Annotated in this window: 7 protein-coding genes; 6 read left to right on the plus strand and 1 reads right to left on the minus strand. The window is 40.6% G+C overall.

Features of this window, described 5'->3' with window-relative positions; genetic code table 11:
• The first annotated feature begins 276 nt into the window (after positions 1-276).
• The 4 genes from F0342_RS14380 (at position 277) to F0342_RS24915 (ending at position 10,645) form a co-directional block, all read left to right on the plus strand.
• Entirely contained in the window at positions 277-4,437 is a 4,161-nt protein-coding gene (locus F0342_RS14380; RefSeq protein ID WP_149156583.1) for a S8 family serine peptidase, read from the plus strand.
• A gap of 218 nt (positions 4,438-4,655) precedes the next feature.
• Positions 4,656-5,921, plus strand: coding sequence for a helix-turn-helix domain-containing protein (locus tag F0342_RS14385; RefSeq protein WP_149156584.1), 1,266 nt, complete (start codon positions 4,656-4,658; stop codon positions 5,919-5,921).
• Positions 5,922-6,078: 157 nt separating this feature from the next.
• Positions 6,079-10,272, plus strand: a complete 4,194-nt coding sequence (locus tag F0342_RS14390; RefSeq protein ID WP_149156585.1) for a S8 family serine peptidase — start codon at positions 6,079-6,081, stop codon at positions 10,270-10,272.
• 196 nt (positions 10,273-10,468) lie between these two features.
• Positions 10,469-10,645, plus strand: a complete 177-nt coding sequence (locus tag F0342_RS24915; RefSeq protein ID WP_188048555.1) for a hypothetical protein — start codon at positions 10,469-10,471, stop codon at positions 10,643-10,645.
• 162 nt (positions 10,646-10,807) lie between these two features.
• Here the strand turns inward: F0342_RS24915 and F0342_RS14395 are convergent, their stop codons facing one another.
• A complete protein-coding gene (locus F0342_RS14395; protein ID WP_148970155.1) occupies positions 10,808-11,710 on the minus strand; it encodes a LysR family transcriptional regulator in 903 nt (300 codons plus the stop codon).
• A 438-nt stretch (positions 11,711-12,148) separates the two neighbouring features.
• Between F0342_RS14395 and F0342_RS14400 the strand changes: the two genes are divergently transcribed.
• The gene (locus F0342_RS14400) at positions 12,149-13,669 is read left to right on the plus strand and encodes an aldehyde dehydrogenase family protein (RefSeq protein WP_149156586.1); all 1,521 of its coding nucleotides are present in this window, start codon (positions 12,149-12,151) and stop codon (positions 13,667-13,669) included.
• A 46-nt stretch (positions 13,670-13,715) separates the two neighbouring features.
• The gene (locus tag F0342_RS14405) at positions 13,716-14,924 is read left to right on the plus strand and encodes an iron-containing alcohol dehydrogenase (protein ID WP_148995340.1); all 1,209 of its coding nucleotides are present in this window, start codon (positions 13,716-13,718) and stop codon (positions 14,922-14,924) included.
• Positions 14,925-14,942 lie beyond the last annotated feature (18 nt).

The following is a 14,942-nucleotide window of genomic DNA, read 5'->3' on the forward strand; positions in this document are numbered from 1 at the left end:
TTTATACCTAATGGTGTGCGATTCCAACAGTTCAATTCTAAGGAAGATCAGCGAACAAAAATAGGTGTAATGTTACTATGCGACAAAACTTTCCCAACATTATCGATCATATCTTCTATTGACTTACCGTTTTTCACTAAGTAAAGGGTGATAAATTAAGTAGATAATAGATTAATATATAGAACTTTCCCAATTAACAGATTTATTGAAAAGCAATACAATAATATTTAGTAGACGATTTACACCTTGGATTAACGAAAATATGGGGGGAAATGTATGAACGGGAAACGATATTCAAAAATATTAACTGTTGCTCTTGCTGCTAGTTTATTAGGATCTTCAGGAATTCCATTTAATGTTATGGCAGAGAGTAAGCCTGAACTTACTAGAGTAAAAGACGTAGAGAAAGTTTTATCGAATTTGACGGATGCACAAAGAAAAGCTCTTCAACAAATCGAAGCAAAGCCGGATTTTGAAATCGCACCAAATATCAATACGGAAACGGATGGGCTTGTCGATGTAATCGTAGAGTTCAAACAAGCTCCGGCTAAAGTTGAAGTGATGAAGCAAGCTGCAAAAGGATTGCGTGCAACGACAAAAACAGCTGATTCAAAAGTGGAGAAGGCACATAGTGAATTCAAGAAAAGCTTTAACTCTTTGAAAAACAAAAAGAGTGCAGGCCATCAATTAAAAGAGGCAAAAATAACGAAAGAATATCGTAACGCCATTAATGGTGTCGCGATGTCGATACCAGGAACGGAGATTGAGAGTCTACTTGATACTGGTGTGGTGAAACGCATTTGGAAAGATGAAGTCGTGCAACTTGATCTTCCGAACAATGAAGAAGCGTCGTCTACATCCAAAATGATGGATAGCATCCCACAAATCAATGTGGACAAGCTTCATGATGAAAATGTGAAAGGCGATGGCATTAAAGTTGCTGTACTCGACACAGGGGTAGATTACCATCACCCAGATCTACAAGATGCGTATAAAGGTGGTTATGATTTCATCGATAACGATTCTGACCCAATGGAAACGACCTATGAAGATTGGAAAGAATCCGGTGAACCAGAAATCAACCCTTCTTCCGGAACGGCCTACTATACGGAGCATGGTACACATGTTTCAGGAACGATTGCAGGTGATCAGAAGAACACGGTCGATTATGCAGTTAAGGGAGTAGCTCCAAATGTCGATTTATATGGCTATCGTGTTCTGGGTCCTTATGGTTCAGGAACATCCACAAGTGTACTTTCGGGGATAGAGCAAGCAGTTGCTGATGGGATGGACGTGATGAACTTATCGTTGGGGGCATCAACCAATGATCCGCTATATCCTACATCGGTTGCCGTTAATAATGCCATGTTATCAGGTGTTGTTGCAGTAGTCGCAGCAGGTAACAATGGTCCGGATGAAAAAACACTGGGGGCTCCTGGAGCTGCTGCTCTTGGAATTACCGTTGGGGCAAGTGATTTTGCAATGGATGTCGCAAACTTTGAATCCATTAGTGTAGATGGAGAATCATTTAAGGATGTTTTATTATTGGGTAAAAACTTTACAAATGATTTAGCGTCTCTTCAAAATCAGTCCAAGGAAGTGGTATTTGCAGGACTTGGATACGAGGCAGATTTCGAAGGAAAAGACTTCACTGGGAAAATCGCTCTTATTCAGCGTGGAGAACTTACATTTGTGGATAAGATGAAACATGCGAAAGAAGCTGGGGCAGAAGCTGTCATCATCTACAATAACGTAGACGGAGACATTCAGGCCTATTTAGGGGAAGGTGCAGAATACATCCCTGCATTCCGCATGACAAAAGCAGACGGTGAGCGTTTAAAAGGACTTGGAGATAACGCAACTCTTACCTTTGGTAACTTAGCCAGCATTCAAACAGAAGGGGATAATCTCGCCGGGTTCAGCTCAAGAGGACCTGTGAATGGAAGCTATGATATTAAGCCTGATGTGGTGGCACCAGGAGTCGCGATCTTCTCGACCATTCCGGAATATATCAATAGCCCTGAAGAAGGAGAAGATTATTCAAATGCCTATGCCCGCCTTCAAGGAACTTCCATGGCCACTCCTCACGTGGCAGGGGTCGTAGCCTTACTGCTTCAAGAACACCCAGAGTATACGCCATTTGATGTAAAAGCCGCATTGATGAACACAGCTGAAGACTTGAACGGTGACGTTTCTGTATTTGAACAAGGTGCAGGACGTGTGGATGCTTATGATGCGGTACATGGCGATGTGTCCATTAAAGTGATTGATAGAACAGAAAATCTAAATGAAAATGGAGAAGTGGTAGAGATTGATGAAGAGACTGCTTCGATTTCATTCGGTAGCCATTATAAAACCGGAGCTGGCGTTGAAGGAACTAGTAAAATGTTCATTGAAAACAACGGAGAAGAAGAAAAGTCATTCAAGATAGAAGTCGAATATCATGGCGACCGTGAGGGTATTCGTGATTCAGTGAAGAATGGGATTCATTTAGATCTTCCAACTAGTGTTGTGGTTTCTAGTGGGAATTCTAAAGAAATTTCACCAACGATCACCGTCCCGGAAAATGCTGAAGAAGGGCGATTTGAAGGATACATTCATCTGACGAATGCAAGTGATTCCAGTGAGACCTATCAAGTTCCGTTTGCCATTCGAGTCACAGAAAAAGGATTTGATTATCTGGAAACAGATAGACCAGCCCTTGCGAACAATACGCCAAAATGGCAGTATTACAATCCACTATTGACGGCTGCTTTCCAAATGAAAAGTCCTCTGACTAAGATAGACATTGTAGTAAAAGATGGTCAAACAGGTGATGCCATTGGGTTTGTCGCTTCAATCGCAGATGCAGGAGCTAAACCTGATTTCAGGTACTACATTCCTGGTGTTTTCTCTGGATTAGTTTATCCATTTACTGATGACAAACAAAATCCGATATCAGACCAACCTATCGATCTTCCTGAAGGAGATTACGAGTTAGGGTTTATCGGGCATGACGAGGAAGGAAAGACGCATTTTATCGACACACCTGTTTTTATCGACAATACAAAGCCTGAAGTAGCCTTTGATAAATCTCCTGATGTGTATGAAATCAGTGAAGATATGTACACGGAAGAATTTTGGAAAGAAGCATTTTGGATTCATGGAAATGTACAGGATGAAACGGTGAGCGCTTTACAATCAAAAGGATTGGACTATGACCAATCTTCGAACAAATTCTTGATCGCAACAGGCACACGTGAATACTTTAATTGCTGTTTCCCTCCTGCAGATTCAGAAGGGGATACTGTATTTGGTATTGAACCTTCTGATATCGCTGACGGACCATTGAGGTTAAGTTTGGCAGCAACTGACATCGCAGCGAATGTGAATTACCAACGATATATTTTCTTGCAAGAAGGTACTGAATACCTGACTTCCGATTACAATAAGAAAGAAGTGAAATTAGGAGATACGGTTACGATGACACTGAGCTTGAATAACGTAAAGAATCTTGTTTCTGGAGAGTATACTGTCGAATTCAAAGGGGAACAATACTCGTTTGAATCAGTCGAGTTGCATGATTCAGTGAAAAACTATGCGGAAGAAAACGGACTGGAAGTATTACTTCAAGAACCTGAAGTAAACAATAGTGGCTTTAATGGTACAGTAAAGGTTGGTGCTTCATTGAATGGAGAAGACTTTACCGGACTAAATGAAGACATGCCGTTCTTGGATGTTACATTTAAGGTCATTAAGGATAAGTGGTTCTATGGAAATGACAAATTGAATGTAACAACGTCCAACTACAGAAAAGCGGGGGAATCCCAGCCGGTGTCTCTACCCTATTATAGTACATCTTACTTCGATTTCATTTCTGAACATTCAGAAATAGAAGGGTATTTGAAGCCGGAAGCCTTCCTTAAGCCAGGCTCAACAACTTTACCATATGGAGTCGCTTTAGAAATCGGAGCGGAAGTATATGCTTTATCTCCGGATGGTGAAAAGTACGAAGGAACGATTGATTCGCGTGGGAAATATTCCATTTCAGGTGTACCTGCGGATGGTGGGACGTACAATGTAATAGTGGACGTTCCAGGACACTTAAAAACAAGCACAAGTTTTATATCCGGATATTCATTAAAAGGAAATCATTATGGGAAGTTTATATCAACAGGTTACAAGATAAACCTTGCTGGTGATGTTGATGGAAATAGTATGATTGATATTGAAGATGCCATTATTTCCGTATTCTCTTATGGAAAAGAAGGTATCGGCGTCAATAAAGGAGACATTAACCAAAACGGAAAGGTCGATGAAACAGATCTTCGATTCATCGAGAAAAACTTCTTAGAAAAAGGACCAGGTGCCAAAAAAAATAAAAAGCCGAAAGAAAAGCATGGCAAGGTGACTCTGGAAAAATTATTCCGTTCAATTGGTCTTGAATTAGAGGGATAACAAGAAATGGAGAAAGAGGTGTCCTATAGGGCACCTCTTTTCTTGTGTGGAAGTTTCGTCGAATGAGAAACTAAATAAATTTGATGAAATTCCTCAGAAATAATATCATCTCAAATCTCTATAGAATGAAATGGAAACTAACTGGTTAGTGAGAAATGAAATTTTATAGTGCCCACAGAAAAAAGAAAGAATTAGAATGCGAATAGCAGGTGAGAAAAATGAATGCAACTTTATTTCAGAAGATTCAGCACTCTATGAAAGAGGTTGGATGGAGAAAAATAGACTTAGCACAACGCTCGGGGATTCATATGAGTGATATTAGTCGGACTTTCAATCACAAGCAACCACTTTCACTAAAACATCTAGATGCCATTACAAATGCTCTAGGGTTAGTGGAAGGTTCTCTTTATCCGTTTTATGTAGAGGAATGCTTTAACGAGAACCAATTATTGGACAAACGTAGAAGTATTCAGTTCCTGTATAAGTGTATAACGCTTGGTTATGAAAAACAGAAGAGTGATCTGTTGCTTATCATGACAGCAGAAACGTCAGACACGAACCGAACCAACTATTTGTCCTATATTTTTTCCGTCGCAGAGAAGCTATTGAAAGCGAAAAAAGAGGAGAAGGCGTTACCCCTGTACGAATTGATCATTAAAAATGAATCGAATGATTTCTCAACACAACTGGCAACCAGTTATTTTAGGCGATTTTACATTCTGAGAATGACTGAGAACGCACAAATGGCACTTACACATGTGTTAGAGCATCTGATGTGTTTGCCAAGAGAAGTTAGAATGGAAGCGTATTTATGGATTACAGCGTATTACTATCGACGTGAGCAATGGAAAGAAGTCCTGTATTACGCTGAGAGATTGGAAAACATGATCAAGGAGGGCGAGTATTATGCAAGAGCTCTAATGTATAAAAGTTTTGCATTGGTACGCCTGGGTGGTTCACTTGAAGAAGTATTGGCTCTTACTGCTCAATACGCTCAAGAAAACGACTATTTTGCAGAAATAGCCGCCGGAAACCGATATGCTGCTTATTTAGATTTTGGACATTTGGAGTATGCAGATGAGTATCTTGCTTGGTTAGAAGGTAGAGAGGATACGTATGTTGGTTTGCCAAAGGTGCTTGAGGCATATGTTCAATTGAATCGTATAGAGGATGCGAAACGGCTTTTGGATTGGTATCAACATATCATTGATGACATGGCTTTTGGTGGAGAGCTGTGGCTTAAGCAGAAAGTGAATTTAGATTTTCGGTACGCCTATGCTCTGTACCAGTGTGAAACCCTTCTATTGCCGGAAGGATTGGATGAACTATTGAATGTGGCGAATACAGCAAATCAAATAGGTAATATAGAGAGATTTAAAAAATGTCTTCTCATTTACTGGAAATACAGGCACCATGCGTCAGATGACCAAAGAAACAAATATATAAAACTGTTAGGTATAAATGAATACCAAGAAATATATTGAAGCAGTTATACACAGCACCATAGCTAATCTATTTTTTCTTAAAATCTCGGTAATTAAGGATCTATGATAAAGAAAATTAACAAACTGAAACTCTCTTGAATAAAAACTGAATTTGATGAAATTTTGCAAAAGTTAAATTCTATCAAATTTAAATAGTATGAATATATCACCAGATAAGAAAGAAGGGAAAAGACGGATGAAAAAGAGAATCACCAAAAATGTCACAATGTTGGCACTTAGTGCAGGTCTTGTAGGCAGTAGTCTAGCACCGGCCACACTAACACACCAAGTTCATGCAGAGCCCTCTTCAGGCATTGATCAAGTTCTGTCGAAGTTGACTCCAGAACAGCGTCAAGCGATTAAACAATTACAAACGAATGACCAAGGAGGACTGCAGTTATCTCCTGAGGTAGATCAAAAGAGTAACGATTCCATTTCCGTTATTGTTCAATTTAAAGACAAGCCGGAAAAGACAGCGGTGCTGGAAGCGGAACTCGAAGGGAAAAACCTGTCTAGGACAAAAGCAAAAGAAAAAGTAGATGCAGCTCATGAAACCTTTCAAAAAGACCTTCAAAAGATTTTCAAAAATGAGTTGAAACAAAAGAAATCATCTTTCAAAATCAAGCAGTCTTATAAGCATGCTTTTAACGGAGTTGCGATGACTATTCCTGCAAAAAAAGCAAAAGAGCTGATTGACTCTGAGGCAGTAAAGGCTGTCTGGAGTGATAGGGATGTACAGGTCGAACCCCCTGTAACAGAACAACAAAAATCAAAGAAGCAAGCAGAAACGAATAGGACGACCACGTTTCCTGGTATCGAAAAGCTTCATCACGAAGGCTTTTCGGGTGATGGTGTGAAGGTAGGGATTCTCGATACAGGAATCGACTATAATCATCCTGATTTAAAGGATGCCTATAAAGGCGGATATGATTTCGTGGATAACGATAATGATCCGATGGAAACAACCTATGACGATTGGGTGGAAGCAGGTAAACCAAACGAAGTACAAGAATATTATACGCAGCATGGAACACATGTGGCCGGGATCATTGCGGGACAAGGGGATAATGAGTCAGATTTAGCGGTTACTGGTGTCGCACCGGATGCTGATATTTATGCGTATCGTGTACTAGGTCCATACGGTACTGGTAGTACTGGGGCGATTTTAGCCGGGATCGATAAAGCAGTGGCGGATGGTATGGATGTCATTAACATGTCGCTTGGTGCGAATTACAACGACCCATTATACGTGACAAGTATTGCCGTTAACAATGCCGTTTTGGCAGGCGTAACAGCCGTGGTGTCAGCAGGAAACTCAGGGAGTAATATGTATACACTTGGTTCACCTGGTACCTCCCCATTGGCGCTAACTGTCGGGGCCAGTGATACTTCTATCACGATTCCGACATTTAACGGAACACTTCATGCAGATACGAATGTATCAGCAGATTTAAAGATGGTTGCAAGAGGGTTTGACGACAATATAGAAGAATTAATAGGGCAGAATTTACCTATTGTTGATGGTGGGACCGGTTACTTTCCCGAAGATATTGATGGTAAAGTTATCCTTGCGGCACGGGGATATTTGGATCTTAATGCCATGATAAATAACGCGAAGAAAGGTGGGGCAAAGGCTCTACTTTTATACAACGCCATTCCGTTACAAGATGTGTATTTAGGAGAAGGTTTTGACTCGATTCCTGTATTCTCTTTAAGCGATGAACAAGGAAACGCAATGAAGCAAGCACTGACTTCCGGCAATGCAACGTTCTCTTTTGATGAGCTTGGTGATCCAGTTGTGACCGGAGGGGATGTTTTAGCTGACTTCAGCTCTCGCGGTCCATCCCGTGTTTTGTATGATATTAAGCCGGAAGTAACAGCACCAGGCGTATCTGTCATGTCGACAGTACCATCTTATATGCATGGTGAAGATCAAATCGGCAATTATCAATATGCGTATGAAAGTTTATCCGGTACATCCATGGCTGCGCCAAACGTTGCAGGTGTAGCGGCACTTTTAAAACAAACTGACCCTGACATGACGCCTGCCGAGATCAAAACGAGGCTTATGAATACAGCGACTCCATTAAATGGTGAATATAGTGTATTTGAAGTAGGCGCAGGGCGAGTAGATCCGTATAAAGCGATTCATTCACAAACAAACATTCAAGTAAATGACGAGACGGAAACGAGTGATGGAGGAGCCAAAACTCTTGCAGGTGAGGGAATCCATACGATTAAAGATACGACCGGTGCCCTAAGCTTTGGCGCACAGGCTCCAGATGGAAAGCATTTAAGAGAGACCCGTTCTGTCGCGCTCTACAACAACAGCAATGAAACGAAAACCTTCGATGTGAAAGTCGAGTTCCAAACACTTGAGGAAAGGTTTGAGGGCGATTATTCTCGTGTATCCAACGATGCGGCAGCCAACGGTGTCACGCTGGAGACAAAAGATACATTGAAAGTGAAGCCAGGTAAGAAAAAGAAAACGGCGGTGACGATGTTAGTTCCGAAAACAGCCGAATTAGGAAATTATGAAGGCTATGTGGTGTATACAAATAAAGACAATCCGGATGAAATGTATCGCGTTCCATTTGGCATTCATACAGTGGAAGAAGGCATTGATCATATTGAGGCAAGTCCGCCTGCCTTTACGGTAGCGAATGAGCATGGCTTTAATGGAATAAAATGGTCAGTCGCTCTTATGTTCCAATTAAAATCTCATATGCGTTCACTGGATCTATTCCTTGTCGATCCAAAAACGAATGAAGAATTTGGATTCCTTGGCTCTTTTGACGGTATGGGTGCAAATGAGAATATTGAATATCGCCTGGGCGGTGCAATGAACGAAGGGTTTTACTATCCGTTAACGGGAGACCCGGAAAACCCGGTTGCGTATGATACGGCACAAGTCGAACCAGGTTTATACAAAATCAAAATGGTAGGTACAAATGATACAGGGAAAACCTTTACTGCAGATACACCGGTTTACTTTAACGTTACGCAGCCAACACTCGACCTCAACGTGGACTCTGGTGTGTATGAATATAGTCCGGATCAAACAACAGTCCCATTAACCGGTTCTGTTTACGATCCAGGTGTGGAAGAAATGCAAGCTGCTGGTATGGATGTGTCTCAAGCCAATAATAAATTTGTTTATGAGTTCGGTCGATTCAGTACCGAAGTTCCATTAGATGCTAACGGAAACTTTTCGACAGAGCTCACATTGATGCCAGGTGTATCAGTTCTTCCAGTAAAAATGTATGCAGAAAACATGGCAACAGTGCAAAACTATTCGAGTTTTAAACAGGTATATTATGTGAAAGAAGGCACTCAATACGGAACAGCTATTCCCGATAAAAAGAAAGTAACAGCGGGCGATACGGTGACGCTTACCCTTTCGATGAACAATATGACCAACATGAAGCAAGCAGAGTATTCATTTATAAATCCATTGTCAACATTTGCTGAGGTGGTAAGCATCAAACCGCATGAGGCAATCAATGGGAAAGTGGATATTCAGACAGTGGATACGGAAGTAGTTATGGATGGGCTTACGAGGACAAAAACGAACATTACTGCGGTATTAAATGGCGATGCGGCACAAACAGGGGTAAGCGGATCGACTCCGATGGTAGATGTCACATACAAAGTGAAAGAGGATGCGAGCAGTGGTACCCTTAATTTAGAACAATTCAAAACATCGTATACTAACACAGATGATACGGTGAAATCTGGAGATGGTATTACAATTCCATATCGGGTGGAACGAACGCACTCCATTTTGAAGTCATGGGTCTACGGAGAAGCATTTAGAGGTCCTGCATATCCGTTGTTGGATGAACCATTACCAAATGTCGATTATGTAAAAGCGGGTGCAAAGGTGAAAGTAACAGATGAAACAGGAAAAGAGTATGCTAACAACCTTGGAGAAAGTGCCATAACATATTTCTTCAAATCAGAATTGCCGCTTACGGCTAAACCATTCACATTAGAAGTAGATCTGCCTGGACATTTCACTGTGAAGAGAACCTTTACAGTCGGGTTGAAAGAAGATGGTGAAATCAAGCCATTTACTAGAATTCAATATTTTCAATCTGCACATGCGGGAGATGTGAACAAAGATAATGTAATTGATGTGAATGACGCACTTTACATTCAATCTAACTGGAATACAGACAAACGCGAAGCAGATATCAACTTTGATGGAGTAGTAGATGCAAAGGATATGCAATTTGTAATCAATAATTACTTGATTCAAAATCCTTGGATGGATAACTCTCCCGAACCGGTGAAAACACATAACGGACATACATTAGAAAGTGTGTTAGAGGAATTAAATATTCAGTAAGGAAAAGGCAAGAGCAACGGCCAATTGGTCGTTGCTTTTTTTTGAGAAAAATCTTCTTGGTGGCAAAATGGACGACGGATCAAATGTGAGGTAACTACCACAACTTTCAAGCAAATTCATCAAGAAGATAACAGATAAACTATACAGGCACTAATCATTTCCAATGTAATATGATTAATATAAGGGAGTGATGAAAATGCCTTGGCAACAAAAAATCAGATATTTAACAGGTCAGCCTGTAGGAATTTCATTAACAAATGGGCAGGGAACATCAGGGGTTCTGTGCGGTGTCTCGGAGTCCAAGGTTCTTGTTATTGAATATTTGTATCAAGCACAATTCGCCCTGAAACAGTATGATTTTTATATGATTTAAGATATTAATGGATTTCCACCTTGCCAGAACAGCCAACCGCTTTATTAACATACTCGTCCCTCTTTGGAGGGGTTTTTTTTATTAAATTATTCTTCTGGTTCATAATATCCAAGATGAATACTAATTTATCAAGTGTTTAAGCTAATCTTCCGCCTTTTCTACTTACATCCGGGAATGGAATTTGAAATATTCTAAAAATTTCTTCGTGTTTATGGAAAAATGATTATTCTCTGAACGAACCCATCCCAAACAGATCGTTACTTGTTCATAGCCTTTTATTTCAATAGGGACGATTTCACCGCTTAAAACAAAAGGGTCATTTTTTAAAGCAAAGTCTGGCCCGAAGCTAATTCCGAATCCTTCAATAATCGCATTTTTTATTACTTCTGTATTATCCGAAGTAAATAAAATATTCATTGGTCCAAATGTACTGATTAAATGATCGGCAAACCTTTTTACATAATCACCGTTATATAAAATAACATTTTGACTCATTAATTGTTCAGGAGTGATTGATTTAAGTGAAGCCAAAGGTGACGATCTACCAACATATACTTTCACTTGTCCTTCAAGTATTGCGTCAAATGATAAATCTTCTCTTTTTTTTTCCAATTCTTCATATATCGTGATAAGGCCAATGTCTATTTGATTCTTTTCGACAAGCTCAATAATATGCTGTGTGCCTTTTTCAGAGATTTCTATATTCACATTAGGATAAGCGTTTTTAAAAGCAGATAAAGGTTCTAACAGTAGCAGCATAAAGCCGGGGATAGATGATAGTTTTAAATCTCCGGAAACGATCGTATTAAGAGATTGTGCTTCTTCCTTAAATTCTTGAAGTCTTATTAACACCTCATATGCCTTTTTAATTAATGTTTTGCCTTCCTCTGTTGGAATGGCACCAAGGCGTCTGTAGCGTTTAAATAGCTTAACGCCCAACTCATCTTCTAATTTCGTGATGGATTGGCTGATACCGGATTGAGAAACATGAAGGTCTTGTGCAGCTAATGAAATCGATTTGGTTTCCGCAACTTTTACTATGTATTCCAGTTGTTCGATATGCATAGGATTCCCCTCTTAATATAGAAGTGTAGGTAATGTATTCATTATTAATAGTAAATTTATTTCAGTGTAAATTATATATATACTAAATTCAAGCAATTGATAATATTCTGAAAAATAAAAAGTAGGGGAGGGAAATAAATATAGAGTTGATTAGAGAGAGAAACCAGAGAATTTGAGAATGGTAATTTTCACAGTCTCCATTAAGTCCCTATGAACATGGAAGCATGATAAATAAGAAACTAAAGATATTATTGAAAGCGCTTCCTTGGTGAGGACAAGCTTGCAAAGTACCAGAGGCACAATCAAGTTTTGAAGGAATCTAATCATTGTACAGATGAAATTTTGAGAAGGGCTCTGCGAGTTGAAGTTAAATAGTTTGATAGAGAGCATTATTTTATTTTGTGGTCTATAAAGGAATGAAAAAGGAGGAGTTTCTAAATGGAAGCAGCGATGCAAATCCTAGATTACCCACTCTATATTAACGGGGAGTGGAAACCGGCGAAAAGCGGAGAAACGTTTGAGGTAGTAAACCCTGCAACAGGTGAAGTGGCGGCAAAGGTAGCGAAAGCCGGTAAAGAAGATGTAGAGGAGGCTGTTTCATCTGCCAGGCGTGCTTTTGATTCGGGAGTATGGTCTAAAAAGTCTCCTCAGGAACGTGCAGACGTACTTGTCCAATTTGGAAATAAGATTCTTGAACATGCTGATGAACTAGGTTATTTAGAATCTATCAGCTCGGGAGCTACCGTTCGACGTATCTCAAACTTAGACATACTATCCATTGTAGATCTCCTGCAGCAAACAGCAAAGTTCACTGTAGAGTATGCCTACGTCGAATCCCTTCCTACAGTACCATTTCCTGGTCCAAGTAATAACCAGATCTGGCGGGAACCAATTGGCGTTGTAGCGGCCGTTACACCTTGGAATTTTCCAATGATTCTTGCTATGTGGAAGTTGGCTCCTGCGTTGGCGATGGGGAACTCTATTGTAATCAAGCCAGCATCCAATACGCCGTTGTCTACCTTGAAACTAGCAGAATTGGCTGCTGAAGCCGGTATACCGGCAGGTGTATTTAATGTTGTATCCGGTCCTGGAGCAAGCATCGGTGAGGAGCTTGTGACCCATCCAAGTATAGACAAGGTCGCGTTTACAGGTTCTACAGAAGTCGGAAGACGCATCATGCAAATGGCATCGGGAACGGTCAAACGTGTCACTCTAGAGCTAGGGGGAAAATCACCAGCCATTGTATTGCCGGATGCCGACTTGGATATCACCATTCCAGGTATTTTATTCGGGTTCTTGACACACTCTGGGCAAGTTTGTGAATCAGGTACTCGTGTTCTCGTACATGATACCATTTACGATCAAGTAATCGAACAATTATCTGAACTTGCAAGCTCCATTAATATTGGAAATCCATTAGATATGGGAACGGGTATGGGGCCGCTTGTGTCAAAACAACAATTGAACAGCGTTCTTTCTTATATTGAATCCGGTGTTCAAGAGGGTGCACGATTGGTTTGCGGAGGAAAACGTAGAATCGTAGAAGGATTTGAAAATGGATATTATATTGAACCTACCATTTTTGCAGAGGTTCATAATGACATGAAGATTGCGAGAGAGGAAATATTTGGCCCTGTACTTTCAGTCATTCGTTACTCCACAGTTGAGGAGGCAATTGAGATTGCGAATGATACGATTTATGGTTTAGCAGGTGGAGTTTGGTCTAAGGATGTCAATAAAGCAATGAAAATAGCACGTGAATTAAAAGCTGGTACGATATGGATTAATGATTGGCATATGATGAGAAGTGATGCTCCATTCGGTGGATACAAACAAAGCGGTTTTGGAAGGGAATTGGGACGCCATGCGCTGGATGAATATTCTCAAGTCAAGCATGTTCACTGCTCACTCGTACCTGAAGTAAGCCAAAGACCTTGGTATCAAATGTTATTGGGATAATACAGATCGCGTTAAGAATACAAAAATAAAAAAAGCAGGTGATTCAATGTCGACATCATATTTTCAATTTTCTGTTAGAACTGTTGTTAATAGCGGGGCGGGATCCAGAACCCTACTTCCTGAGATGATTAAAGGGCTTGGAGGTAAACGGGCAGTACTCTACACAGATATAGGGTTAACTCAGGCTGGAATTACAGATCAAATCAAAGAATTATTTGAACTCATACCTGGTACCCCTCAGCTCGTTGGAGTTTTCGAAGGAATCGAACAGGACGCGAAAGGTGAAATCATTAATCGGGGAGCTCGTTTCTTTAAAGAGTGCAACGGTGATTCCTTGATTGCTCTTGGCGGGGGCAGCGTCTTAGATACAGTCAAAGGGATCAAGTGGATGCTACATAAAGGACTGGATGATATCCGTGATTCGCTTCTTACTGGAAATGTGATGGAGTGGTGGCCGGAGGCACAATTTATTCCGATTCCGCATGTAGCCATTGCGACAACGGCTGGGACAGGTGCTGAAGTATCACCGGCAGCTGTGATCTTTAATGAAAAGCTTGGGATAAAAACAAACCTGCTTCATCCGTTCATCAGTGCAGATATGGCCATTTTGGACCCTGATTTAACCGTAGGGCTTCCTCCTAAAATCACGGCATTTACTGGATTTGATGCCTTGACCCATGCAGTAGAAGCGTATTTTTCACCAAAGGCAAACCCAATGACAGATGCTTATGCCCTACAATCGGTTCGTATGATTGCAGACAATTTACAAATTGCCGTTCGTAAAGGAGAAAATCTTTCAGCCAGGGCGAATATGCTAATGGCAAGTTCGATGGCGATTTCTGCATTCTGTCTGTGCCTGAATGCGATTCCGGTTCACAATTTGGCCCATGCGATAGGGGCTAAATTTAAAATCCCTCACGGACTGGCAAATGCTGTACTTTTGCCAAATGTAATGGAATCAATGCCTGAATTCTATCTGCCCCGAATCACTGGGTTCGCCCAAGCGTTAGGAATCAAGGATCTTTCAGAACAACCTGAAAAATGTTTAGAGGATGTTATCAACTATATAAGGGATCTTCGTAAAGCAGTTAATTTACCCGACACATTTGCTGAATTTGAAAGTAATCAAGATCAGCTGCAACATTTGGTGCCGGCTGTTCATAATGACCCTGCTGGAGTTTTCTATAAGATACCAGCAACGGTTATTACCAAAGTGACCAACGAAGTGTTTGAAGAAACGACTATAAAGGCTTAGCTTCGGCCGCAATCTAAT

This window comes from Bacillus sp. CH30_1T (genome assembly GCF_008364765.1).
GTDB lineage: Bacteria > Bacillota > Bacilli > Bacillales > Bacillaceae_B > Rossellomorea.

Coding starts and splice junctions, on each gene's coding strand:
- F0342_RS14380 (WP_149156583.1), top strand. CDS start 277: ATGAACGGGAAACGATATTCAAAAATATTAACTGTTGCTCTTGCTGCT.
- F0342_RS14405 (WP_148995340.1), top strand. CDS start 13,716: ATGTCGACATCATATTTTCAATTTTCTGTTAGAACTGTTGTTAATAGC.
- F0342_RS14385 (WP_149156584.1), top strand. CDS start 4,656: ATGAATGCAACTTTATTTCAGAAGATTCAGCACTCTATGAAAGAGGTT.
- F0342_RS24915 (WP_188048555.1), top strand. CDS start 10,469: ATGCCTTGGCAACAAAAAATCAGATATTTAACAGGTCAGCCTGTAGGA.
- F0342_RS14390 (WP_149156585.1), top strand. CDS start 6,079: ATGAATATATCACCAGATAAGAAAGAAGGGAAAAGACGGATGAAAAAG.
- F0342_RS14400 (WP_149156586.1), top strand. CDS start 12,149: ATGGAAGCAGCGATGCAAATCCTAGATTACCCACTCTATATTAACGGG.
- F0342_RS14395 (WP_148970155.1), bottom strand. CDS start 11,710: ATGCATATCGAACAACTGGAATACATAGTAAAAGTTGCGGAAACCAAA.